This window comes from Enterobacter cloacae complex sp. P17RS, from assembly GCF_014895885.1.
GTDB classification, from domain to species: Bacteria; Pseudomonadota; Gammaproteobacteria; order Enterobacterales; family Enterobacteriaceae; genus Enterobacter; species Enterobacter bugandensis.
In genome coordinates, this window is the sequence record NZ_JADBQK010000019.1 from 113,096 (window position 1) to 135,483 (window position 22,388).

Sequence of the window (22,388 nt, forward strand, 5' to 3'; positions counted from 1 at the left end):
TAAAACAAGAAGATAGCTGGATATGTTCGCTCAGAGCCTGCTAGTTTTATGACCATGACGCACCCCGAGTGCGCGGTTCAAAAAGAGAGAAAGCCATGAAACGAGCCGTGAACGCCCTACAAAATTTCGGAAAATCATTATACGGACCGGTACTTATCTTACCGATTGTCGGTCTGTTTATCGCCTTTGGCAATGTGCTGGGCAACGGTAACCTGGCCGAATACCTGCCGTTCCTTGGCCATCCGCTTATCCAGAGTATCGGCCAGCTGATCGCCAAATCTGCCGTGTCGGTGCTGGTCAACCTGGCGCTGGTGTTTGCCGTCGGGATCCCGATTGGTCTGGCGACGCGCGATAAAGGCTACGCGGCGCTGATTGGTCTGGTGACTTTCGTGGTCTTTATCAACGCCATGAACGTGACGCTGCAGCTGCAGGGCGAGCTTGCCCCTGCTGAGCAGATGAAAGCCGCCGGGCAAAGCATGGTGCTGGGCGTTCAGGTGCTGGAGATGGGCGTTTTCGCCGGGATCCTGACCGGGGCGCTCTCCGGTTATCTGTACAACAAATACTCCGGCGTACAGTTTAACGGCGCGATGGCGATTTACTCCGGCCACTGTTTTGTGGCGATTGTCATATTGCCCGTCTCTATGCTGCTCGGCGTGGTAATGAGCGAACTCTGGCCGTTTGCCCAGCATGGCATTAGCGCCCTGGCGCTGGCAATTAAAGGCTCCGGCCCGTTCGGGGTGGCGATCTACGGTTTCCTTGAGCGCATTCTGGTGCCGACCGGCCTGCACCATCTGGTTTATACGCCGTTCCTGTATACCGAACTGGGGGGCACGCAGGAGGTGTGCGGCACGGCTTACCAGGGGGCGCGCAATATCTACTTCGCCGAGATGGCCTGCCCGGACGTGAAGCAGCTCAGCAGCACGGTAGTGTGGGACGCGCGCGGCATCAGCAAGATGTTCGGCCTGCCCGCCGCCGCGCTGGCGATGTACATGACTGCGAAGCCGGAGCGTAAAGCCGTTGCGAAAGCCATTTTGATCCCGGCGGCGCTGACCTCGCTGCTGGTCGGCGTAACCGAACCGATTGAATTCTCCTTCCTGTTCGTCGCCCCGCTACTGTTCGTGGTGCATGCGGTCCTGACCGGTATTGGCATGATGCTGTTCTCGCTGCTGGGCGTTCATGCCATCGGTGCCAACGGGATTATCGATTTCATTCTCTACAACCTGCCGCTCGGCACCGAGAAATCCAACTGGCCGATGTACATCGTGGTTGGGCTGATCATGTTTGCCCTCTACTTCGTGGTGTTCCGCTTCCTGATCCTGCGTTTCAACATGAAAACGCCGGGCCGTGAGGATGAAGATCAGGAGACACGCCTCTACAGCAAGCAGGAGTACCAGGCGAAAGGCATTAACGACGGGCTGGGCGAGTCCATCGTGGTGGGCTTGGGCGGCCGGGAAAATATTGAGGTTGTGGATAACTGCTACACCCGCTTACGCGTCACGGTGAAGGATGTTGCCATCATCGACGAGCCGCGCCTGAAGGCGACCGGCGCGAAAGGGGTTATCAAACAAGGTAACAACGTTCAGGTGGTCTACGGGCTGCACGTCAAAAAAATGCGAGAAGCCGTTGAGACGTTTCTCTGAAAGGAGCTAAAGATGTTTACACCCCCATTCATTCTGTCGATTGCCGGCGGCGGCAGCACTTATACGCCGGGTATTGTGAAAAGCCTGATGGTGCGCCTGCAGGATTTCCCGCTGGCCGAAATCCGCCTCTATGACATCGACGAGGCGCGTCAGAACACCATTGCGCCGGTGGTTGAGAAAGTGATTCGCGACCACAGTCAGAGCATCAAATTTACCGTCACCAGTGACCCGGAAGTGGCGTTCAGCGGCGCGCATTTCGTTTTCGCCCAGATGCGCGTCGGCCAGTACAAAATGCGCGAGCAGGATGAGAAGATCCCGCTGCGTCACGGCGTGGTCGGCCAGGAGACCTGCGGCCCCGGCGGGCTGGCCTACGGACTGCGCACGATCCTGCCGATGGTCGAGCTTATCGATCTGGTGGATCGCTACGCGCATGAGAAAGCCTGGATCGTGAACTACTCCAACCCGGCGGCGATCGTCGCGGAGGGCGTGCGACGCCTGCGACCAAATGCTCGCGTGCTGAACATCTGCGATATGCCGGTCGCGGCGATGCGTAATATGGGGGCCATTCTGGGTGTCGATCGTCGCAAACTGGAGGTGGACTACTTTGGCCTGAACCACTTCGGCTGGTTTACCCGCGTGCTGGTGGACGGCGAGGACAAATTACCGGAGCTGCGTAAACATATCGCGAAGTTTGGCCTGCTGACGGAAGATGCGGCCAAAACCGATCCGCAGCACTCGGATCCTTCGTGGGTTAAAACCTGGCGCAACATCAAGCCGATTATGGATAACTTCCCGGAGTACCTGCCGAACCCGTACCTGCAGTACTACCTGATGCCGAACCAGATTGTGGAGCATCAGAACCCCGACTATACCCGCGCCAATGAAGTGATGAACGGGCGTGAGAAAAAACTTTTTGCTGCTGCTGAAGAGTACAAGCGCACCGGGATTTTACCGGATGCCTTCCACGTGGGCGTTCACGGCGAGTTTATCGTCGATGTCGCCTGCTCGCTGGCCTTTAACCTGCGCCAACGCCATCTGGTAATGGTGGAGAACCGTGGGGCGATTACTAATCTGCCATACGATGCAGTGGTGGAAGTACCCGCCTACATCACCTCCGAAGGGCCGGAGCCTGTGCGCGTGGGGCTGGTACCGCTGTTCCACCAGACCCTGCTGCAACAGCAACTGGCGTCTGAACAGCTGCTGGTAGAGGCGACCATCGAAGGCAGCTATGAGAAAGCGCTTCAGGCGTTCACCCTCAACCGCACCGTGCCCACCATGGAGCACGCAAAAGCGATTCTGGATGAGATGATAGAAGCCAACCGCGACTACTGGCCTGCGCTGCAAAAAGCCTGGCAGGACGGCGAAACGGTGAAAAAATAGGGGCTTGCTCGCGAGTTGAACGTGGTTTGCTTGTCGGTGTCAGAAAAAACACCGACAATCCTTTTTTACGGAAAAGAATGGAGGCAACCCATGTCCACCTCATATTTTGTCGCCGCCGACTGGCTGATTGAGCACGGCGACGATCCGGAAGTCCAGATTATTGACGCGCGTATGGCCCCGCCGGGCCAGGAACATCGTGACGTTCCCGGTGAATACCGCGCAGGGCATCTGCCTGGCGCGGTATTTTTTGATATCGAAGCCCTCTCCGATCATACCTCTCCCCTGCCGCACATGCTGCCGCGCCCGGAAGCGTTTTCCGTGGCGATGCGCGAGCTGGGCGTCAGCAAAGACAAACATCTTGTTGTTTACGATGAAGGCAATCTGTTCTCCGCGCCGCGCGCATGGTGGATGCTGAAACAGTTTGGCGTGGAAAAAGTCTCGATTCTGGCGGGCGGTCTGGCGGGCTGGAAGCGTGACGAGCTGCCGCTCCAGCAGGGCGACGTGACGCTGCCGGAAGGCGAGTTCGACGCGACGTTCGACGCTAACGTGGTGAAGCGCCTGACCGACGTACTGGTCGCGAGCCATGAAAAGACGGCGCAAATCGTCGATGCGCGCCCTGCACCACGCTTTAACGCTGAAGCGGATGAACCACGTCCAGGGCTGAGACGAGGCCATATTCCAGGTGCGCTGAACGTGCCGTGGGGCGACCTGGTGTTTGAGGGCGAGCTGAAAACTACCGACGAGCTGCGTGCCATTTTTGACCGCGCGGGCGTGGATTTACATCGCCCGATTATTGCCAGCTGCGGCTCCGGCGTGACGGCCTGCGTGGTGATCCTGGCGCTTGCCACCCTCGGCGTCAACGACGTTACGCTCTACGACGGCGCCTGGAGCGAATGGGGGTCGCGTGACGATCTGCCAGTTGAACCGGCGAAATAATGGATAACCGCCTGGCCACGCTGTTAACGCGCGGGGCGTCGCTGACCCGCGCGGAGTATCGCGTCCTCGCCCACCTGACGGAGCATCCGCTGCTGGTGGGCAACATTACGGTGCGCGAGCTGGCGCAGGCGACGTTTGTTTCTACCGCCACCATTATGCGGCTGTGTCAGAAGCTGGGGTTTAGCGGCTTTAGCGAGTTTATCTGGCACTGCAAGCAGCTGCTCTCCGACACGCCGCATATTGCCGCTCAGGCGCAATCCCTTCCTGAGCTCCCGGCGCTGTTTAATCAGTTTATCGCTAACTATCAGCACACCTTTCAGTGGGTCACGCAGGAGAAGCGCCAGCAGTTTGCCAGCCTGCTGCACCAGAAAGAGAGCTTCTTTCTCTACGGCGCCGGGTTTTCCTATCTCTTTGCCGAATACCTGACCAAGAAGCTGCAGGTGTTGGGCAAAACGGCGTTCATCTCCGGGCCGGGGGACAGCCGAAACATTTTTCTCAGCAACGCCGCGCGTTATCAGGTATTTATCGCCGTTTCGCGAAGCGGCGAAACGGAACAGGTGCTGGATAAGGCGCGAATTGCCAAAAACGTCGGCATGACGGTCGTCGCCTTTACCCGCGCCTCGGCCAATACGCTGGCGGGCATGGCGGACGTGCACTTTGCGCTGTATGACGAAGCGGTGCACTTCGCTGCCGAAGCCGCGGGCGTGACGTCGTTTGAGTCGAATCTGGTGCTGCTGATGGATTTACTGCTGCTGGAGGCAACGGGGTGACATTCACCCCGCCGTAATCAGATGATGCGGTTGGTCTTGAGATCGCGCAGGAAGCCGCCCCAGCGACGCTCGTAGAACGGCGTGATATGCTCGGTGATGAAGTGGCTGATGCCCTTCTCACCTTTCGTCACCTGACAGATATCGATCGGCTCATCGCCCGGCAGCGTGTCGGTGGCCACGCTTCCCGCCGCCTGAACGATCTCGTCGAAATCGCCATCGGCTTCAATACCGATCAACAGCACCGGCTTTTCGTCCGCGCGCTCTTTAATGGAGCAGAGAAACGCGCGCCTGACGGGCTTGAGCGTTTTGAACAGCGTTGTCAGCGAATCGATCATCTGCGCAGGCGGCTCGGCCACCTCAGACAGCAGCAGCGTTTCGCCCCCTTCCAGCACCTCCTGCGTGCTAAGCGGGTTACCCTCTTCACCAATCAGGTGGCTGATCTCGCGCGGCGTGAACTCTTTCCCGGTTGGCAGCTTAGCGTTAAGGAACAGCGTCTGGCCCAGCGTCATTTCGAACAGCGTGCGCACCGGCATCACCACGAACGCCTGTTCATCTTCTACCGCTTCCTGCAACGCTTCCAATGAAGTGAAGAACGGGATCACCGACGTGCCGTCATCTTTCTCCCAGTGCAGCAGATCCAGCGCGCTGTCTTCCACTACCTGCTCACCTTCCGCCGCGGTGCCCGGCACCCAGACGGTGGATTCCAGCAGCGTGCGGAAAAATGCCGGACGATGGGCGGGCTCGGTCGCCGCCTGTTCCAGCAGGGTTTCTAATTCGTTTTTGGTATCTGACATAGTTTGGCTACTTCAATAAACGCCGGGTGGCGCTTTGCTTACCCGGCCTACAAAACCACAGGCCCGTGCAAGCGCAGCGCCGCCGGGCAAAAAAGATCACTCAGCCGTCAGCAGGTTCGCCACGGTACGCACGCCCAGACCGGTCGCACCCGCGGACCACTGCTCAACTGCCGCCTTACGGTAGGTTGCGGAGCAGTCGATGTGCAGCCAGCCTTCGTGATAGTTCTCAACGAAGTGCGACAGGAAGCCTGCTGCGGTACTTGCCCCCGCCGGGTACGCCGCGCTCGCGGTGTTATTCAGCTCGGCAAAGTTAGACGGCAGCTGGCTGCGGTGGAACTCGGCCAGCGGCAGACGCCAGAACGGTTCGTTTTCCGCAGCCGCGCTTGCCAGCAGGCGAGCGGCCAGCTTGTCGTCAAAGCTGAACAGCGCGTGGTAGTCGTTGCCCAGGGCGGTTTTCGCCGCGCCGGTCAGGGTCGCCATGTCGATAATCAGCTCTGGCTTCTGGGCAGAGGCGTCGATCAGGCCATCGGCCAGCACCAGACGGCCTTCGGCATCGGTGTTCATCACTTCGACATTTTTACCGTTGCGGTAGCGAATGATGTCGCCCAGCTTGAAGGCGTTGCCGCTCACCATGTTGTCCGCGCAGCACAGGTAGAGCTTCACGCGCTTGTTCAGACCGCGGGTGATGGCGAACGCCAGCGCGCCGGTGATGGTTGCCGCGCCGCCCATGTCGGACTTCATGGAATCCATGAACGCGCTCTGCTTCAGGCTGTAGCCGCCGGTGTCGAAGGTGATACCTTTACCGACCAGGCAGGCAAAGACAGGCGCTTCTTTATCGCCGGTTGGGTTGTAATCCAGCGCCAGCAGGACCGGAGGACGCTCAGAACCACGGCCCACGGTGTGGATGCCCATGTAGTTCTGCTCGCGCAGATCTTCACCTTTGGTGATGCGGTAGGACATGTTATCCCCCGCCACGCCGCACAGCAGGTCAACGGCGCGCTGCGCAAGCTGTTCAGGACCAAGCTCTTCCGCCGGGGCGTTGATGGTGTCGCGCACCCAGTCGATAATGTGCAGGCGGCTTTCCAGCTCTTTTTGACCGGCTTCGTCGAGGTTCGCCCATTCAATTTTGCGGGTGCCTTTCGGGCCTTTGTAGCCCGCCCAGAACGCCCAGCTGCGGTCAGTATCCCAACCTTCGCCTTCCAGCGAGACATGCTTAATGCCCAGGCCGTCAATTTTACGCGCGGCGCGCTGGATCAGACCTAAATCATCTTTGCCCGTCAGGTGCAGGGTGATACCGTCGTTGTTGATGCTGTAGCTGGCTTTCTCGCCCCAGCGCGCGTCGGCGGGCTGCGTAGAGAGCGTAATCTTCATCGCTTCGGTCATTTTATTTTTCCTTATTAGCAACTAGCAAACGGGCCGCCTGAAGGCAGCCCGTTTTGTTATTTATTCTGCTTCATCTAACCAGACTAACAGAATCGCCTCCAGAATTTTTTCATTGGATGCGTTTGGATCGTCGTCGAAATCCTCTAAATCGCAGATCCACTGGTGCATGTCGGTGAATCGTACGGTTTTGGGATCGAGATCCGGGTTCGCGTCGTAGAGCGCTTCGCCGATTTCACGGCTGTCTGTCCACTTCAGTCCCATATTAATGCTCGCGTGCGTGGTTGATGGTGTAGCGTGGGAATTCCACGACCAGATCTTCATCGGTCACCGCGGCCTGGCAGCTCAGGCGGCTGTCTGGCTCCAGACCCCATGCTTTATCCAGCATGTCGTCTTCGTCTTCGGTGCTCTCGGCGAGAGAGTCGAAACCTTCACGCACGATGCAGTGGCAGGTGGTGCAGGCACAGGATTTTTCACAGGCGTGTTCCACTTCGATACCTGCACGCAGGGCAACATCGAGAATGGTTTCACCGGTCTTCGCTTCCAGAACAGCGCCATCCGGACAGAGGTCCGCATGAGGCAAAATAACAATCTTTGGCATATTAAACCTCGTCCACGGACTGGCCTTTCAGCGCGACGCGGACAGATTTGTCCATGCGGCGAGCAGCGAAGTCCTGGGTTTGTTTATCAACGTTTTTAATGGCTTCTTCTATTGCGTCAGCGTCATTGCCTTCGGCGACTGCGCGTAAGCGCGCGGCAGCCTCGTCAATCACCTGACGCTCGGCGGCGCTTAACAGCGCGGCATCGGCAGCGAGCGCCCCGTTCAGACTTTCCAGCACACGTGCGGCTTCAACTTTCTGTTCAGCCAGCATACGCGCCTTCACATCCTGCTCGGCGTAGCTCATTGAATCCTGGATCATGGAGGCGATTTCGCCATCGGTCAGGCCGTAGGACGGCTTCACCTGGATGGACGACTCCACGCCGGTCGATTTTTCCATCGCCGTGACGCTCAGCAGGCCGTCCGCATCTACCTGGAAGGTCACGCGAATATGCGCCCCGCCAGCTGGCAGCGCCGGGATGCCGCGCAGCGCAAAGCGCGCCAGAGAGCGGCAGTCCTGCACCAGTTCGCGCTCGCCCTGCATCACGTGGATGGACATCGCGGTCTGGCCGTCTTTGAAGGTGGTGAACTCCTGCGCACGCGCCACCGGAATGGTGGTGTTACGCGGGATCACTTTCTCCACCAGGCCGCCCATGGTTTCTAAACCGAGAGACAGCGGGATGACATCCAGCAGCAGCATTTCGCTGTCCGGCTTGTTGCCAACCAGAATATCGGCCTGGATAGCGGCGCCGACGGCAACCACTTTGTCCGGGTCGATGGAGGTCAGCGGCGTGCGGCCGAAGAATTCGCCCACGCGCTCGCGCACCAGCGGCACGCGCGTTGAGCCGCCCACCATGACCACTTCCAGCACCTCGTCAGCCTCCACGCCCGCATCCTTCAATGCGCGACGGCAGGCCAGCAGGGTGCGTTTAACCAGAGGCGCAATCAGCTCGCTGAACTGGTCGCGGGTGATTTCACCCTGCCAGCCTGCGACATTAACACTGACCGACTGCGCATCGCTCAGCGCAATTTTGGCGTCGATGGCCGCATCCAGCAGTTCGCGCTGAACGCGCGCATCGCTGCGATCGCTGATGCCCGCCTGATCGCGGATGTAGTCTGCCAGCAGATGGTCGAAATCATCGCCGCCGAGCGCGGAATCCCCGCCGGTCGCCAGCACTTCAAATACCCCGCGGCTCAGGCGCAGGATAGAAATATCAAAGGTGCCGCCGCCCAGATCGTAGACCGCAATTACCCCTTCCTGACCGGAGTCGAGGCCGTAGGCAATCGCCGCCGCCGTCGGTTCGTTCAGCAGGCGCAGCACGTGCAGGCCCGCCAGACGCGCGGCGTCTTTGGTGCCCTGTCGCTGTGCGTCGTCAAAATAGGCCGGAACGGTGATCACTACGCCGTCCAGATCGCCGCCAAGCGTCGCCGTCGCGCGCGCCGCCAGCGCTTTGAGGATGTCAGCAGACACGCGAATTGGGTTCAGCAGGCCGGCCGCCGTGGCAATCATCGGCAGACCGTTTTCACTGGCCTGCAGCTGATACGGCAGGTGCGGGTAGCGGGTCTGGATATCGGCCAGCGAGCGGCCCATCATGCGCTTTACGGAGCTGATGGTGTTGGCCGGATCGCGCGCGGCGTTGGCGCGGGCGTCATAGCCGACCGCGTGACCCTGCTGCTGGTAGTGGACCACGGAAGGCAGCAGATGGCGGCCCTGCTCGTCGGCCAGCGTTTCCGCCTGGCCGCTGCGCACGGTCGCCACGAGGGAATTGGTGGTGCCCAGGTCAATACCGACCGCCAGACGACGCTGGTGCGGTGCGGCGCTTAAGCCAGGCTCACTAATTTGTAATAAGGCCATAATTGCTTCCGAAATTAAAAATCGAGCAGCTTTTCTTCGAGTTGTTCAGCGCTGCTTCGCAGTTTATCGAGAAAACGGAGTTTGCGCACAGTGTCTGCCGCCACGTCCCAGGTCTCGTTGTTCAGTTGCTCCACCATCTGCTGATGGCGGGTATCGAACATGCCCTTCACGCGCGTGATAAAACGTTCCAGACGCGCTTCGTCTTTGGCCTGTTCAATCTCATCCAGTTCTTCGCGCAGCTCCAGCTGTTCCATCAGAAACGCGGTGTCGCGCACGGTGTGCTGTTCGCTCGCCAGATCAAAGCCGTGGAGCGAGAGCAGATATTCTGCACGCGCCAGCGGATGGCGCAGCGTCTGCCAGGCCTGGTTGATGGTCGCGGAGTGCGATACCGCAGCCAGCTGCTCTGCCTGCGTCCCGCTGGCGAATTTATCCGGATGATACTGACGCTGCAGATCCTGAAAACGGACCGTCAGCGCCTGAAGATCGATCGGGTATTGAGCGGGTAGTCCGAAGAGAGTGAAGTAATCCATAACAATCTCAGGGGTAGCCTGTTAGAACAAACCCCACGCGCAGCAAAGCCACGGTGGGGTTTCGGATGACGCGCGGTTAAACGTGGAAGCTTTCGCCGCAACCACACTCGTCTTTGACGTTCGGGTTCGTGAATTTGAACCCTTCGTTCAGGCCTTCTTTTACGAAGTCCAGCTGAGTGCCGTTGAGAAATTGCAGGCTTTTGCCATCGACCACCACCTTCACGCCCTTGTCTTCAAACACGGTGTCATCAGACGCCGGCTCGTCAACAAACTCCAGTACGTAAGCCATACCAGAACAGCCGGAGGTACGTACGCCCAGTCGCAGGCCAAAGCCTTTACCACGGTTCGCCAGAAAAGAGCTTACTCGCGCGGCAGCGCTGTCGCTAAGGGTAATCGACATACTCAAACCTCAATTATTTTGCTTCACGTTTGCTTTTGTAATCCGCAATGGCGGCTTTGATCGCGTCTTCTGCCAGAATTGAACAGTGAATTTTCACCGGCGGCAGTTCGAGTTCTTCAGCAATATCCGTGTTCTTAATTGCCTGTGCTTCGTCCAGAGACTTGCCCTTCACCCACTCGGTGACCAGGGAGCTGGACGCAATTGCAGAACCGCAGCCGTAGGTCTTGAAGCGCGCGTCTTCAATGATACCTTCATTGTTGACTTTAATCTGCAACTTCATTACGTCGCCACACGCCGGCGCGCCAACCATGCCGCTACCGACAGATTCATCGCTGTTGTCAAAAGAGCCAACGTTGCGCGGGTTCTCGTAATGATCGATAACTTTTTCGCTGTATGCCATGATTGAATTCTCCTTATATACCGATTAGTGATGTGACCATTCAATGCTGTTCAGATCCACGCCCTGCTTGAACATTTCCCAAAGTGGAGAAAGGTCGCGCAGACGGCCAATGGAGTTACGAACCAGCTTGATGGTGTAGTCAATCTCTTCTTCGGTAGTGAAACGACCTAAAGAGAAACGGATAGAGCTGTGTGCCAGCTCGTCAGTCATACCCAGCGCGCGCAGCACGTAGGATGGCTCCAGGCTTGCAGACGTACAGGCAGAACCGGAAGAAACGGCCAGGTCTTTCAGCGCCATGATCAGCGATTCGCCTTCAACATAGTTGAAGCTGACGTTGAGGATGTTCGGCGCGCCCTGCTCGAGATCGCCGTTCAGATACACTTCTTCCATATCTTTCACGCCGTCCCACAGACGGTTACGCAGCGTGCGCAGGCGCGCCATCTCGGTTTCCATCTCTGCTTTCGCAATGCGGTACGCTTCGCCCATGCCCACGATCTGGTGAACAGGCAGCGTACCGGAACGCATGCCGCGCTCGTGACCGCCGCCGTGCATCTGTGCTTCGATGCGGATACGTGGCTTACGACGAACGTACAGCGCGCCGATCCCTTTCGGGCCATAGATTTTGTGGCCGGAGAAGGACATCAGGTCTACTTTCAGCTGGCTCAGGTCGATAGGCAGTTTGCCCACGCTCTGGGTCGCATCAACGTGATAGATGATACCGCGCGCGCGGCACATTTCGCCGATGGTCGCGATGTCTTGTACCACGCCGATTTCGTTGTTGACGTGCATGATGGAAACCAGAATGGTGTCATCACGCATGGCCGCTTCGAGCTCTTTCAGGTCAATAATACCGTTGCTCTGCGGGGCCAGATAGGTCACTTCGAAACCTTCACGCTCCAGCTGGCGGCAGGTGTCCAGCACGGCTTTGTGTTCGGTTTTGCTGGTGATGATGTGCTTGCCTTTTTTCTGATAAAAGTTGGCTGCACCTTTGATCGCCAGGTTGTCGGATTCGGTCGCACCGGAGGTGAAAACAATCTCACGCGGGTCGGCACCCACCAGGTCAGCAATCTGATTACGGGCGATATCCACCGCCTCTTCAGCATGCCAGCCAAAACGGTGTGAACGGGAAGCTGGGTTACCAAAGTTTCCGTCCAGGGTCAGACACTGCATCATTTTCTCGGCAACACGCGGGTCCACCGGCGTGGTTGCGGAGTAGTCGAGATAAATCGGTAATTTCATTGCTCTATAAACTCCGTACATCGCTTCAATGCAAGGAATCAGGCAACCGGCTGGATGTACGACCGAGTACGCGGGGTGTGACCACCCCGGCCTGATTCTGAAATACTTATCGTTTTATTACGCGCGTAATTTGACGTCGATAGCGTCCTGCGCGCGGGTGCTGCGTTGTGAATCATGGCTGTGCTGACGGCCTGATACGTCCAGAACTTCCTGGTTATTGACCAGTTCACCGAGGGTGATGTTGTTCAGGAAGCCGGTCAGACGGTCGCTCAGATCGCGCCACAGCGCGTGGGTCAGGCACTTATCGCCGCCCTGGCAGCCGCCTTTACCCTGGCAACGGGTTGCGTCAACGGATTCATCCACCGCGCTAATCACTTCACCAACCGCAATACTGCCCGCGTCTTTACCCAGCAGATAACCGCCGCCCGGGCCACGAACGCTGGACACCAGTCCATTTTTACGCAGTCTGGAGAACAGCTGTTCCAGGTAAGAGAGGGAGATCCCTTGTCGTTCAGAAATATCAGCCAACGGAACCGGGCCCGCTTCGGAGTTGAGCGCAACGTCCAGCATCGCGGTCACGGCATAACGCCCTTTAGATGTCAGTCTCATGTCTTACTTAACCTCAAACTCGCCCCTGCCCGGGGTTTTTTATTGTAAAATGGGGGTATTGCATAGCAGGGCCAAGTCTGACATTCCTGACTAAAATGGTCAACTATTTACTTGACTGTTTTAGTCAGGTATTTAACCTTCTGTGCCTTCATAATATAGGTGCGGCCTGATGCCCTCACCCCAACCCTCTCCCACGGGGAGAGGGGGAAATCGGCACTACTCTTTATTCTTCTGCTCAATCGACGCCAGAATTCCGCGCAGGATGTTCAGCTCCTGGCTTTCCGGACGCGCGCGGGTAAACATGCGGCGCAGCTTGTTCATCACCTGGCCAGGGTGGCCTTCACGGATGAAGCCGGTAGCGAGCAGCGTCTGCTCCAGGTGACCGTAGAAACGCTCAAGGTCGTCCACCAGCGGGTAGGCCGTCTCTTCTTTCGGTTCTGCCTGCTTCTCCTGCGTCGCCAGCCACGCCATACGCACCTCGTAGGCGATAACCTGCACCGCCATTGCCAGATTCAGCGAGCTGTATTCCGGGTTGGCGGCAATCGCCACGTGGTAGTGGCACTTCTGCAGTTCGTCGTTGGTCAGGCCAACGCGCTCGCGGCCAAACACCAGCGCAACCGGCGCCTGTTCTGCTTCTGAGACGCTTTTCAGGCCGCATTCACGCGGATCCAGCATCGGCCACGGCAGCGTGCGTGAACGCGCGCTGGTGCCGACAACGAGGCTGCAGCCGGCCAGCGCTTCGTCGAGGGTATCAACGATCTGCGCGTTGCCGATCACGTCGCTGGCCCCGGCCGCCAGGGCGATAGCCTGAGAGTCTGGTTTCACCAGCGGATTAACCAGCCACAGGTTCGTTAAGCCCATGGTTTTCATAGCGCGGGCAACGGAGCCCATGTTGCCGGTGTGCGATGTTTCGACCAGCACGATTCGAATGTTTTGCAGCATAATTTTTAGATGTCTGGATTCAGTGTCTGAAGAATATTCGGGCATATTATCATAAACGGGAGACATAATCCGATCCCGCTGCTATACTCTGCGCCGATTTTCCTGTTCTTTAACATCCAGTGAGAGAGACCGATGCATCCGATGCTGACCATCGCCGTGCGCGCAGCGCGCAAGGCGGGTAATGTAATTGCCAAACACTACGAAACGCCAGACTCCGTAGAAACCAGCCAGAAAGGCAGCAATGATTTCGTGACTAACGTCGATAAAGCCGCAGAAGCGATTATTATCGAAACGATCCGCAAATCTTACCCGCAGCACACCATCATCACCGAAGAAAGCGGTGAACATGAAGGTACCGATCAGGATGTTCAATGGGTTATCGATCCACTGGATGGCACCACCAACTTCGTTAAACGCCTGCCACACTTCTCTGTGTCAATCGCAGTACGCATTAAAGGCCGTACTGAAGTCGCCGTTGTTTACGATCCAATGCGTAACGAACTGTTCACCGCGACCCGCGGTCAGGGCGCGCAGCTGAACGGCTACCGTCTGCGCTGCAGCAACGCACGCGACCTGGACGGCACCATCCTGGCGACCGGCTTCCCGTTCAAGGCGAAGCAGCACGCAACTACCTATATGAATATCCTGGGCAAGCTGTTCACCGAATGCGCGGACTTCCGTCGCACCGGCTCTGCTGCGCTGGATCTGGCCTATGTGGCAACCGGCCGCGTTGACGGTTACTTCGAACTGTCACTGAAGCCGTGGGACTTCGCTGCGGGCGAGCTGATCGCACGTGAAGCAGGCGCGATTGTTTGCGACTTCACCGGCGGCCACAACTACATGACCACCGGCAACATCGTTGCGGGTAACCCACGCGTTGTTAAAGCCATGCTGGCCAACATGCGTGACGAGCTGAGCGATGCGCTGAAGCGTTAATCTCCTCATCTCAGCCCTCTCCCCAAAGGGGAGAGGGTGCTAAACGGCGCCGCGCTCATCCACATCGTTACCGCCGCCACCAGCAGAATCACTCCCCCCGCCAGCGCGAGCGTTGTCCATCCTACCTGCCGCCACAGTACCGGCGTTTTATTGCCGCTGAGTTTTACCGCAAGCTGACGGAAGCTGTGAACCAGCAACGCCAAAGACGAAATGGTGAGAGAGGTTCCTGCCGCCATCGCCAGCGCAGAGAGCATGCCCCAGCCGAACACGCCAATCACTTTACTGAACAGCAGCACCATGATTGCCCCCGAGCACGGGCGCATCCCCATAGAGAGAACTATTATCAGCCGCGCGCGCCAGTCGTCACCGCTTTGTAATTGTTCCTGCGTCGGCAGATGCTGATGCCCGCAGCCGCAGTGTTCATCATGAACGTGGTGCGGCGTAAAGGTTTTGAATTTGGGCTTTTGCAGCAGCGCGCGCAGCTTTTTCAGCGCCCGCCAGCAGAGGATCAGCCCCAGCACGCCGACCAGCGCATAGCTGCCCTTCTCCAGCCAGAAGCTGCTCAGGTGCAGCTGGCGCGCGGGAAGCTGTAATAGCGAAAGCACAACCACCACCAGCGCAATCGCCACGCCCCCCTGAAGCAGCGAAGAGGCCAGCGTCAGGCCAATGCTTGATTTCAGCTTCGACGGATGGGTGGCAAGCCAGGTGGTGATGACGATTTTGCCGTGCCCCGGCCCCAGCGCGTGCAGCACGCCATAGATAAAGCTGAACGCCAGCAGGGAACCGCCCGCTTTGGTCGGATTCTCCGCCACCGCCTTCAGCAGCCCGCTCATCTGCTGGTTGACCTCACGCTGCCAGATGATGCTTTTCATCATCACCTGCGGCCAGGCCTGCCACAGCCAGAGCGAACCGCAAACGGCGAGCAGTAGAAAAAGCGCCAGCGGCCAGAGGTGCAGCCAGCGGCGCGGCTTTCGTACCGGAGAGGAGATCACTGACATTGTAACGTTACCTTCTGCGCAAACTGTTTACCCAGTTCCATGTCCTCCGGTGGGGCATCCTCTTTATCAAGAGAGACAGCAAAATTCAGCGTCTCTTCGCTGGGCTTCGGGGTGTGAACCGTAATGTTGCAGGTTTTTTGCAACGACGCAGGAAGCTGCACGTCGCTGTCCTCGGCGTAGCTCATATCGACGTAGTATGTTGGGTCAAAGGTGGAAAACGTATAGGTTTGTCCTGCCAGCGGCTGCGGGTGCGCCAGTGGAAGCACGAACGTCAGCACCGCCTGATGTCCGTCGCGGGACATGCCGTATTCTGTCGGGCGATTGAGGAACTTCACCTTTTGTCCGTTATGCCAGAACTCGGTGAAGTAGTGCTGCCCGAGCACGTTGGCCATCACTTCTGCCGCCAGCTTTTTCCAGATTTCGTCGCCGGGCTTCGCGTTACCCGCATCATAAAGCAGATCCGCCGAGGTGATTTCATCCATCGTCCAGCGCATTTTCAGGCCGCTCAGCTGCGTGCCGTCGGTGACCAGCTCGGTTTTCAGGCTGATAAAACTGTGAGGATGTGCGCTGGCGGTAAAGGTGATAACCGCCAAAAATAACGCCATCGCATTTTGTTTAACTGTCTGCATCAATTCCTCACGTCAAAAATTCTGTGATGTTCCCCAGCAATCCTGAGTGAAAGGCCTGCCGGCGCGCTTTTCAGCGCCCATCCTTTAGCTATTCTTATCAAACATTCACACTGGATACCCGACAGATGATGACGACGCTTGAAATTCCATCTGTGCTTTCCAGTTCGCAGCGCCGCTGCCAGGTGCTTTTGATGCTTTACCTGCCCGATGCTGCCGTCACCGCACAGAGCATAATCGCTGCCAACGGCGTGGACGAGGTCATGGCACGGCAAGATATAGCCGAGACGCGCGATGAAATCCAGCGCTATCACCGGCTGGATATCGTCACGCACCATGACGGCAGCTACCGAATTGAAGGCACTGCCCTGAATCAGCGTTTATGTCTGCTGCACTGGCTGCGCAGGGCGCTCCGCCTTTGTCCGCAGTTTGTCTCGCACCAGTTTACCCCAGCCTTAAAAACCGCGCTTAAACAGCACGGCATCGCGCGGCAGCTTTACGACGATGCTAACCTGCGGGCGCTGATCGGCTTCTGCTCACGCAAGCTGCAGCGTCAGTTTGAATGCCGGGACGTCCAGTTCTTACAGCTCTACTTGCAATACTGCCTCATCCAGCACCACTTAGGGAATACGCCGCAGTTTTCCCACGCGCAGCGCAGCTGGACCCAGTCGCGGGGAGAGTATTTTACGGCGCAGGAAATTGTCCGTCACTGGAAGCGGCGCGTGCCGCAGGGCGCGCACGTGGATGAGCAGCTGTTTCTGGCGCTGCTGTTTATGATGCTCCGCACGCCCGATCCGGTGCTTGATAAACACCAGCAGGATCAGCGCCTGCGCCGCGCCATTGTGCGCATGGTGGCCCGTTTCCGCTCGCAGACCGGGATGAACTTCAGCGATGAGCAGGGGCTGACCGATCAGCTGTATATCCATCTGGCTCAGGCGCTGGACCGCTCGCTGTTTGAGATCGGCATCGACAATAGCCTGCCCGAGGAAATTCACCGTCTCTATCCCCGGCTGTTACGCACCACCAAAGAGGCACTCTTTGAGCTGGAAGCCGAATTTGGGCTGCGGTTCTCCGATGAAGAGATGGCGCTGGTAGCGGTTATTTTCGGCGCCTGGCTGATGCAGGAGACCGATCTGCATGAAAAACAGGTAGTGCTGCTGACCGGGGAGGATAAATCCTGTGAGGAGGTGATTGAACAGCAGCTGCGCGAATTAACCCTGCTGCCGCTCAACATTCGCTATCTGACGCTGCAGGCGTTCCAGAAAGAGGGGGCACCGCGCGAAGCCGCGCTGGTTATCACCCCCTATCCTACCGTGCTGCCGCTGTTCTCGCCGCCGCTGATCCACGCGGTTGAATCACTTAACGCGCAGCAGCAGGAACATATTCGCGCCATGCTGGAATCGTAGCTACGCCCGTGCGGCCACTTTCGGTCGAACAAACAACGCCGGGAGCGCCACCAGCGCCATGACCCAGAACACGCCGTGTCCCAGATGCTGATACAGAAAGCCCGCAAAGACCGTCATCACCGCAATGCTGCCGCCCATCGCCACCGCAGAGTAGACCGCCTGCAGACGGATCACGTCCCCGCCCTCGCGCGCCGCGATATAGCGCATCGCCGCCAGGTGGCACACGGTGAAGGTGCCGCAGTGAAGGATCTGCGCCACAATCAGCCACGGCAGTTCGGTCGTCCAGCCCATAATCCCCCAGCGCGCCACGCCGCAGACCGCGGAAAGCAGCAGCAGATCGCGCGCGCCGAAGCGGCGGAACAGCTTTTTGCTCAGGGCGAAAATAATGACTTCTGCCACCACCCCCAGCGACCACAGGTAACCGACAGCAGAGGCCGAGTAACCCGCCCCCTGCCAGTAGATGGCGCTGAAGCCATAATAGGCCGCGTGCGCCCCCTGAAGCAGACAGACGCACGCCAGAAAACGCCAGCTCTGGGCCACCAGGCTCCGCCAGGCGGGCCAGCCGGCGCTCTCCTGATGGCGACTCTCCCCTTGCGGCATCACCGACGGGCGCAGCAGCATGCCCAGCAGCATCGAGGCAATACCGATACTCAGCAGCGCCAGAATCGCGCGGTAGTCGTAAAGGCTGACCAGTTTCCCCACCAGCGCAGAGCCGATCACGAAGGCAATCGATCCCCAGAGGCGCACGCGGCCATAGTCCATGGTGATCTGCTTTTGCCAGGTGTTCGCCAGCGCATCCGTCAGCGGCACCAGCGGGGAGAAGAACAGATTAAAGCCAACCATCACTACCATCAGCCAGGCAAACTGGTGGCTGACCCAGAAGCAAGCCGCAAAAACCAGCGTCAGCAGGGCCAGAATGCGCACCGCTTTAATCAGTAAGGAGGGATCGCTGACGCGGGGGGCAATCAGCAGGCTTCCGAGGAAACGCGCCACCAGCCCCGCGCCCAGCAGGATGCCGATGGTTTCTGGCGTCAAACCAATTCCCTTGAGCCAGACGCTCCAGAAAGGCAGAAAAATACCGTAGCTAAAGAAGTAGGTGAAGTAGCTGAGCGCCAGCCAGCGCGTGGAATGCAAGACCATGAATCCCTCCCGAAATGGAGGCGATAGTCTGGCGTTTATCCTGCACTTTAGCAAGTCGTTAGCGCGCTATAAATTAACGATAAATTAACGTCCTGGACAGCCGGTCGGCGTATGGCGTGAGCGGCAAAATTGTATTACGTTTAAAAGACATCGCCTGAAGAGGTCGTTTGCCATGAACAGCTTACGTTATTTCGATTTCGGCTCCTCACGCTCCTTCCTGCTATTGATTGCCCGTATTGCCATCGTTGTCCTGTTTATTATTTTTGGCTATCCCAAGCTGACGGGGTTTAGCGGCACCGTTCAGTATATGACGTCGCTCGGTGCCCCCATGCCGATGCTGGCGGCCATTATCGCCGTAGTAATGGAGGTTCCCGCCGCTATCCTGATCGTGCTCGGCTTTTTCACCCGCCCCCTCGCGGTGCTCTTTGTCTTCTATACGCTGGGCACGGCGATTATCGGTCACCACTACTGGGATATGACCGGAGATGCGGTTGTGCCGAATATGATTAATTTCTACAAGAACGTCAGTATTGCTGGCGCGTTTATTTTGCTGGCGATTGTGGGACCGGGGGCCATTTCCCTGGACCGGCGTTAAGCCATAAAAAAAGGCCGCAAGCGCGGCCTTTTTTATTTCTGCAAAGCAGAGGAATTATGCGTATACCGGGAAGCGTGCGCAGATATCCAGAACTTTACCTTTGACGCGCTCGATAACCGCTTCGTCATTGATGTTGTCCAGAACGTCACACATCCAGCCAGCCAGCTCTTTCACTTCCGCTTCTTTAAAGCCGCGGCGCGTCACGGCCGGAGAACCGATACGGATACCGGAGGTCACGAACGGGCTCTTCGGATCGTTTGGCACGCTGTTTTTGTTCACGGTGATGTTGGCGCGGCCCAGGGCAGCGTCAGCTTCTTTACCGGTCAGGTTCTTATCAACCAGGTCCAGCAGGAACAGGTGGTTTTCAGTCCCGCCGGATACCACTTTGTAGCCACGGTTCAGGAACACTTCCACCATCGCTTTGGCGTTCTTAGCAACCTGCTGCTGATACACCTTGAACTCTGGCTCCATCGCTTCTTTCAGCGCGACCGCTTTTGCGGCGATAACGTGCATCAGCGGGCCACCCTGCGCGCTTGGGAACACAGCAGAGTTCAGTTTTTTGTACAGCTCTTCGTCACCGCCTTTCGCCAGGATCAGGCCACCGCGTGGACCCGCCAGGGTTTTGTGGGTGGTGGTGGTCACAACGTGAGCGTGAGGAACCGGGTTCGGGTAAACGCCTGCGGCAATAAGGCCCGCAACGTGCGCCATGTCAACGAACAGGTACGCGCCGATGCTGTCTGCGATTTCACGCATTTTTGCCCAGTCAACGATACCGGAGTAAGCAGAGAAGCCACCGATGATCATCTTCGGCTTGTGCTCTTTGGCCTGCTTCGCCATGTCTTCGTAGTCAATTTTACCGGACTCATCAATACCGTAAGGAATGATGTTGTACAGTTTGCCGGAGAAGTTAACCGGGGAGCCGTGAGTCAGGTGGCCGCCCTGCGCCAGGTTCATACCCAGAACGGTATCGCCCGGCTGCAGCAGCGCGGTGTAAACAGCGAAGTTAGCCTGAGAGCCGGAGTGCGGCTGGACGTTCGCGTAGTCAGCGCCGAAGAGTGCTTTCGCACGGTCGATAGCCAGCTGCTCAACGATATCAACGTACTCGCAACCGCCATAGTAGCGCTTGCCCGGGTAACCTTCAGCGTATTTGTTGGTCAGCTGAGAGCCCTGCGCCTGCATTACGCGCGGGCTGGTGTAGTTTTCGGAGGCGATCAGTTCGATGTGCTCTTCCTGACGTACTTTTTCCTGCTCCATAGCCTGCCACAGTTCGGCATCATAATCGGCAATGTTCATTTCACGCTTTAACATCCGCATCTCCTGACTCAGCTAACAAGTAAATTTTGGCCTGAAAAGGCAGTCCTGTTGGACGACGGGCAACAGTATAACTGAATAGTTCTGTGATAACAGGTCTTGACAAACGATTTTACGCAAACGTTTTCCTTCACGCCACGCAAGGGTTTGAGGAATAAAGATCTCACTATTTCCAGCGGATTTCTTTTCAGGTTTGTGATGCGTATTTTTCATCTTGCAAAGAACCATTTACAAAGCATGGGTATTTTTTATAAGATGCATTTAAAATACATCATTAGGTAATATCAGAAGGAAGCTGCCATGCTCGACGCTCAAACCATCGCTACCGTTAAAGCCACCATTCCCCTGCTGGTGGAAACCGGCCCTAAACTTACCGCCCATTTCTACGATCGCATGTTCACGCACAATCCGGAGCTCAAAGAGATTTTCAATATGAGCAACCAGCGTAACGGCGATCAGCGTGAAGCGCTTTTCAACGCCATCGCGGCCTACGCCAGCAATATCGAAAACCTGGCGGCGTTGCTGCCTGCGGTGGAAAAAATTGCGCAGAAGCACACCAGCTTCCAGATCCAACCCGAGCAGTACAACATCGTCGGCACTCACCTGCTGGCAACGCTGGACGAAATGTTCAGCCCGGGCCAGGAGGTGCTGGACGCCTGGGGTAAAGCCTACGGCGTGCTGGCAAACGTGTTTATCAACCGTGAAGCGCAGATCTACAGCGAAAACGCCAGCAAGAACGGCGGCTGGGAAGGAACGCGCGCCTTCCGTATCGTCGAGAAAACGCCGCGCAGCGCGCTTATCACCAGTTTTGAATTTGAGCCGGTTGACGGCCAGCCGGTGGCCGATTATCAGCCGGGCCAGTATCTGGGCGTATGGCTGAAGCCTGAAGGCTTCCCGCACCAGGAGATCCGCCAGTACTCTCTGACCCGCAAACCAAACGGCAAAGGCTACCGCGTTGCGGTGAAGCGCGAGGACGGCGGTCAGGTATCCAACTGGCTGCATAACGAAGCGAGCGTGGGCGACGTGGTCCATCTGGCCGCGCCGGCGGGCGACTTCTTTATGGCCATTGAAACCAATATCCCGGTCACGCTGATCTCCGCGGGCGTAGGCCAAACGCCAATGCTGGCGATGCTGGATACGCTGGCGAAAGCCAACCACAGCGCGCAGGTTAACTGGTTCCACGCAGCGGAGAACGGCGACGTCCACGCCTTTGCGGATGAAGTGAAAGCGCTGGGAGCGACCCTGCCGCGTTTCACCGCGCATACCTGGTATCGCCTGCCGACGGAGGCAGACCGCACTGCCGCACGCTTTGACAGCGAAGGACTGATGAATTTAAGCCAGATGGAAGGGGCGTTTAGCGCGCCGGAAATGCAGTTCTACGTCTGTGGACCCGTGGCGTTTATGCAGTATGCCGCGAAGCAGTTGGTTGAGCTGGGCGTGAATAAAGACAACATTCATTACGAATGTTTCGGGCCGCATAAGGTGCTGTAACGCAAAAAGCCCCTCGTTCGAGGGGCTTTTTTTTCGCCGGGTGGCGAATGGTTAAATCGCGGCGTCGTCTTCTTCGCCGGTACGGATACGGATCACGCGCGCCACGTCAAAGACGAAGATTTTCCCGTCGCCAATTTTGCCCGTCTGCGCCGTGCGGATAATGGTATCCACGCAGGTATCAACGATATCGTCGCTGACCACGATTTCAATTTTCACTTTCGGCAGAAAGTCGACCATGTACTCTGCGCCACGATAAAGCTCGGTGTGGCCCTTCTGACGACCAAAACCTTTCACTTCCGTCACGGTCATCCCGGTGATGCCTACTTCCGCCAGCGCTTCACGTACATCATCCAGTTTGAAAGGTTTAATAATCGCATCAATCTTTTTCATGGTGGGTCCTTAAACTCTTGCC

General features: G+C 57.6%; 24 protein-coding genes. 8 read left to right on the forward strand and 16 right to left on the reverse strand.

Annotation, left to right across the window (positions count from 1 at the left end):
• The first annotated feature begins 95 nt into the window (after positions 1-95).
• The 4 genes from IM265_RS14995 to IM265_RS15010 all read left to right on the forward strand — a co-directional run bounded on the left by IM265_RS14995 (position 96) and on the right by IM265_RS15010 (position 4,726).
• Entirely contained in the window at positions 96-1,640 is a 1,545-nt protein-coding gene (locus tag IM265_RS14995) for a PTS transporter subunit EIIC (RefSeq protein ID WP_193030325.1), read from the forward strand.
• Positions 1,641-1,652: 12 nt separating this feature from the next.
• Positions 1,653-3,020: a 6-phospho-alpha-glucosidase gene (locus IM265_RS15000; RefSeq protein WP_041908712.1), complete on the forward strand. Its 1,368-nt coding sequence runs from the start codon at positions 1,653-1,655 to the stop codon at positions 3,018-3,020.
• 90 nt (positions 3,021-3,110) lie between these two features.
• Entirely contained in the window at positions 3,111-3,956 is an 846-nt protein-coding gene (sseA, locus tag IM265_RS15005; protein WP_088204544.1) for a 3-mercaptopyruvate sulfurtransferase, read from the forward strand.
• Positions 3,956-4,726: a MurR/RpiR family transcriptional regulator gene (locus IM265_RS15010; protein ID WP_088204543.1), complete on the forward strand. Its 771-nt coding sequence runs from the start codon at positions 3,956-3,958 to the stop codon at positions 4,724-4,726. The genes sseA and IM265_RS15010 overlap by 1 nt, the downstream gene beginning before the upstream one ends.
• Positions 4,727-4,743: 17 nt before the next feature.
• Here IM265_RS15010 and sseB read toward each other — a convergent pair whose 3' ends face one another.
• The 11 genes from sseB to trmJ form a co-directional block, all read right to left on the reverse strand.
• Positions 4,744-5,520, reverse strand: coding sequence for an enhanced serine sensitivity protein SseB (sseB, locus tag IM265_RS15015; protein ID WP_153656508.1), 777 nt, complete (start codon positions 5,518-5,520; stop codon positions 4,744-4,746).
• 96 nt (positions 5,521-5,616) lie between these two features.
• The gene (gene pepB, locus IM265_RS15020) at positions 5,617-6,903 is read right to left on the reverse strand and encodes an aminopeptidase PepB (RefSeq protein ID WP_088204541.1); all 1,287 of its coding nucleotides are present in this window, start codon (positions 6,901-6,903) and stop codon (positions 5,617-5,619) included.
• 60 nt (positions 6,904-6,963) lie between these two features.
• Positions 6,964-7,164: a Fe-S cluster assembly protein IscX gene (gene iscX, locus IM265_RS15025; RefSeq protein WP_003860650.1), complete on the reverse strand. Its 201-nt coding sequence runs from the start codon at positions 7,162-7,164 to the stop codon at positions 6,964-6,966.
• Position 7,165: 1 nt separating this feature from the next.
• Complete coding sequence (fdx, locus tag IM265_RS15030) at positions 7,166-7,501, reverse strand: ISC system 2Fe-2S type ferredoxin (protein ID WP_003860652.1); 336 nt, start codon at positions 7,499-7,501, stop codon at positions 7,166-7,168.
• A 1-nt stretch (position 7,502) separates the two neighbouring features.
• Entirely contained in the window at positions 7,503-9,353 is a 1,851-nt protein-coding gene (gene hscA / locus IM265_RS15035) for a Fe-S protein assembly chaperone HscA (protein ID WP_045260179.1), read from the reverse strand.
• A gap of 14 nt (positions 9,354-9,367) precedes the next feature.
• On the reverse strand, positions 9,368-9,883 hold the full coding sequence (hscB, locus tag IM265_RS15040) for a co-chaperone HscB (protein WP_045260178.1): 516 nt from the start codon (positions 9,881-9,883) through the stop codon (positions 9,368-9,370).
• Between the two features lie 76 nt (positions 9,884-9,959).
• On the reverse strand, positions 9,960-10,283 hold the full coding sequence (gene iscA, locus IM265_RS15045) for an iron-sulfur cluster assembly protein IscA (protein ID WP_003860659.1): 324 nt from the start codon (positions 10,281-10,283) through the stop codon (positions 9,960-9,962).
• A 13-nt stretch (positions 10,284-10,296) separates the two neighbouring features.
• Positions 10,297-10,683: a Fe-S cluster assembly scaffold IscU gene (gene iscU, locus IM265_RS15050; protein WP_003860661.1), complete on the reverse strand. Its 387-nt coding sequence runs from the start codon at positions 10,681-10,683 to the stop codon at positions 10,297-10,299.
• Positions 10,684-10,707: 24 nt separating this feature from the next.
• Positions 10,708-11,922 (reverse strand): cysteine desulfurase, encoded by a 1,215-nt coding sequence (gene iscS / locus IM265_RS15055; protein WP_193030324.1) that lies wholly within the window; start codon positions 11,920-11,922, stop codon positions 10,708-10,710.
• 117 nt (positions 11,923-12,039) lie between these two features.
• Positions 12,040-12,531: a Fe-S cluster assembly transcriptional regulator IscR gene (gene iscR, locus IM265_RS15060; protein ID WP_008502158.1), complete on the reverse strand. Its 492-nt coding sequence runs from the start codon at positions 12,529-12,531 to the stop codon at positions 12,040-12,042.
• 216 nt (positions 12,532-12,747) lie between these two features.
• Positions 12,748-13,473 carry a tRNA (cytosine(32)/uridine(32)-2'-O)-methyltransferase TrmJ gene (gene trmJ, locus IM265_RS15065; protein ID WP_028014076.1) on the reverse strand — a complete coding sequence of 242 codons (726 nt, stop codon included), beginning with the start codon at positions 13,471-13,473 and terminating at the stop codon, positions 12,748-12,750.
• 132 nt (positions 13,474-13,605) lie between these two features.
• Between trmJ and suhB the strand changes: the two genes are divergently transcribed.
• Complete coding sequence (suhB, locus tag IM265_RS15070) at positions 13,606-14,409, forward strand: inositol-1-monophosphatase (RefSeq protein ID WP_028014077.1); 804 nt, start codon at positions 13,606-13,608, stop codon at positions 14,407-14,409.
• 5 nt (positions 14,410-14,414) lie between these two features.
• Here suhB and IM265_RS15075 read toward each other — a convergent pair whose 3' ends face one another.
• The gene (locus IM265_RS15075; protein WP_193030322.1) at positions 14,415-15,407 is read right to left on the reverse strand and encodes a nickel/cobalt transporter; all 993 of its coding nucleotides are present in this window, start codon (positions 15,405-15,407) and stop codon (positions 14,415-14,417) included.
• A complete protein-coding gene (locus tag IM265_RS15080) occupies positions 15,398-16,036 on the reverse strand; it encodes a DUF1007 family protein (RefSeq protein WP_028014079.1) in 639 nt (212 codons plus the stop codon). Before IM265_RS15080 ends, IM265_RS15075 begins: the two co-directional genes overlap by 10 nt.
• Before the next feature lie 125 nt (positions 16,037-16,161).
• Here IM265_RS15080 and csiE point away from each other — a divergent pair, with 125 nt between their 5' ends.
• A complete protein-coding gene (gene csiE / locus IM265_RS15085; protein ID WP_193030320.1) occupies positions 16,162-17,439 on the forward strand; it encodes a stationary phase inducible protein CsiE in 1,278 nt (425 codons plus the stop codon).
• On the opposite strand, the gene IM265_RS15090 is transcribed toward csiE, so the two are convergent.
• Positions 17,440-18,579: a 3-phenylpropionate MFS transporter gene (locus IM265_RS15090; protein ID WP_049001534.1), complete on the reverse strand. Its 1,140-nt coding sequence runs from the start codon at positions 18,577-18,579 to the stop codon at positions 17,440-17,442.
• Between the two features lie 172 nt (positions 18,580-18,751).
• Here IM265_RS15090 and IM265_RS15095 point away from each other — a divergent pair, with 172 nt between their 5' ends.
• Entirely contained in the window at positions 18,752-19,174 is a 423-nt protein-coding gene (locus IM265_RS15095) for a DoxX family protein (RefSeq protein ID WP_028014082.1), read from the forward strand.
• A 54-nt stretch (positions 19,175-19,228) separates the two neighbouring features.
• Here the strand turns inward: IM265_RS15095 and glyA are convergent, their stop codons facing one another.
• Positions 19,229-20,482 (reverse strand): serine hydroxymethyltransferase, encoded by a 1,254-nt coding sequence (gene glyA, locus IM265_RS15100; protein ID WP_025757663.1) that lies wholly within the window; start codon positions 20,480-20,482, stop codon positions 19,229-19,231.
• A 303-nt stretch (positions 20,483-20,785) separates the two neighbouring features.
• Here glyA and hmpA point away from each other — a divergent pair, with 303 nt between their 5' ends.
• Positions 20,786-21,976, forward strand: coding sequence for an NO-inducible flavohemoprotein (gene hmpA, locus IM265_RS15105; protein WP_193030318.1), 1,191 nt, complete (start codon positions 20,786-20,788; stop codon positions 21,974-21,976).
• A gap of 51 nt (positions 21,977-22,027) precedes the next feature.
• Here the strand turns inward: hmpA and glnB are convergent, their stop codons facing one another.
• Positions 22,028-22,366: a nitrogen regulatory protein P-II gene (gene glnB / locus IM265_RS15110; RefSeq protein ID WP_003860685.1), complete on the reverse strand. Its 339-nt coding sequence runs from the start codon at positions 22,364-22,366 to the stop codon at positions 22,028-22,030.
• Positions 22,367-22,388: the final 22 nt, after the last annotated feature.

Excerpts from the sequence above, each read along its gene's own strand:
- csiE (WP_193030320.1), top strand. The coding sequence starts at position 16,162 with ATGATGACGACGCTTGAAATTCCATCTGTGCTTTCCAGTTCGCAGCGC.
- pepB (WP_088204541.1), bottom strand. The coding sequence starts at position 6,903 with ATGACCGAAGCGATGAAGATTACGCTCTCTACGCAGCCCGCCGACGCG.
- iscA (WP_003860659.1), bottom strand. The coding sequence starts at position 10,283 with ATGTCGATTACCCTTAGCGACAGCGCTGCCGCGCGAGTAAGCTCTTTT.
- iscR (WP_008502158.1), bottom strand. The coding sequence starts at position 12,531 with ATGAGACTGACATCTAAAGGGCGTTATGCCGTGACCGCGATGCTGGAC.
- IM265_RS15010 (WP_088204543.1), top strand. The coding sequence starts at position 3,956 with ATGGATAACCGCCTGGCCACGCTGTTAACGCGCGGGGCGTCGCTGACC.
- IM265_RS15090 (WP_049001534.1), bottom strand. The coding sequence starts at position 18,579 with ATGGTCTTGCATTCCACGCGCTGGCTGGCGCTCAGCTACTTCACCTAC.
- IM265_RS15095 (WP_028014082.1), top strand. The coding sequence starts at position 18,752 with ATGAACAGCTTACGTTATTTCGATTTCGGCTCCTCACGCTCCTTCCTG.
- glyA (WP_025757663.1), bottom strand. The coding sequence starts at position 20,482 with ATGTTAAAGCGTGAAATGAACATTGCCGATTATGATGCCGAACTGTGG.
- iscU (WP_003860661.1), bottom strand. The coding sequence starts at position 10,683 with ATGGCATACAGCGAAAAAGTTATCGATCATTACGAGAACCCGCGCAAC.
- sseB (WP_153656508.1), bottom strand. The coding sequence starts at position 5,520 with ATGTCAGATACCAAAAACGAATTAGAAACCCTGCTGGAACAGGCGGCG.
- sseA (WP_088204544.1), top strand. The coding sequence starts at position 3,111 with ATGTCCACCTCATATTTTGTCGCCGCCGACTGGCTGATTGAGCACGGC.
- glnB (WP_003860685.1), bottom strand. The coding sequence starts at position 22,366 with ATGAAAAAGATTGATGCGATTATTAAACCTTTCAAACTGGATGATGTA.
- hmpA (WP_193030318.1), top strand. The coding sequence starts at position 20,786 with ATGCTCGACGCTCAAACCATCGCTACCGTTAAAGCCACCATTCCCCTG.
- iscS (WP_193030324.1), bottom strand. The coding sequence starts at position 11,922 with ATGAAATTACCGATTTATCTCGACTACTCCGCAACCACGCCGGTGGAC.
- hscB (WP_045260178.1), bottom strand. The coding sequence starts at position 9,883 with ATGGATTACTTCACTCTCTTCGGACTACCCGCTCAATACCCGATCGAT.
- hscA (WP_045260179.1), bottom strand. The coding sequence starts at position 9,353 with ATGGCCTTATTACAAATTAGTGAGCCTGGCTTAAGCGCCGCACCGCAC.
- trmJ (WP_028014076.1), bottom strand. The coding sequence starts at position 13,473 with ATGCTGCAAAACATTCGAATCGTGCTGGTCGAAACATCGCACACCGGC.
- IM265_RS15080 (WP_028014079.1), bottom strand. The coding sequence starts at position 16,036 with ATGCAGACAGTTAAACAAAATGCGATGGCGTTATTTTTGGCGGTTATC.
- IM265_RS15075 (WP_193030322.1), bottom strand. The coding sequence starts at position 15,407 with ATGTCAGTGATCTCCTCTCCGGTACGAAAGCCGCGCCGCTGGCTGCAC.
- IM265_RS14995 (WP_193030325.1), top strand. The coding sequence starts at position 96 with ATGAAACGAGCCGTGAACGCCCTACAAAATTTCGGAAAATCATTATAC.
- fdx (WP_003860652.1), bottom strand. The coding sequence starts at position 7,501 with ATGCCAAAGATTGTTATTTTGCCTCATGCGGACCTCTGTCCGGATGGC.
- IM265_RS15000 (WP_041908712.1), top strand. The coding sequence starts at position 1,653 with ATGTTTACACCCCCATTCATTCTGTCGATTGCCGGCGGCGGCAGCACT.
- iscX (WP_003860650.1), bottom strand. The coding sequence starts at position 7,164 with ATGGGACTGAAGTGGACAGACAGCCGTGAAATCGGCGAAGCGCTCTAC.
- suhB (WP_028014077.1), top strand. The coding sequence starts at position 13,606 with ATGCATCCGATGCTGACCATCGCCGTGCGCGCAGCGCGCAAGGCGGGT.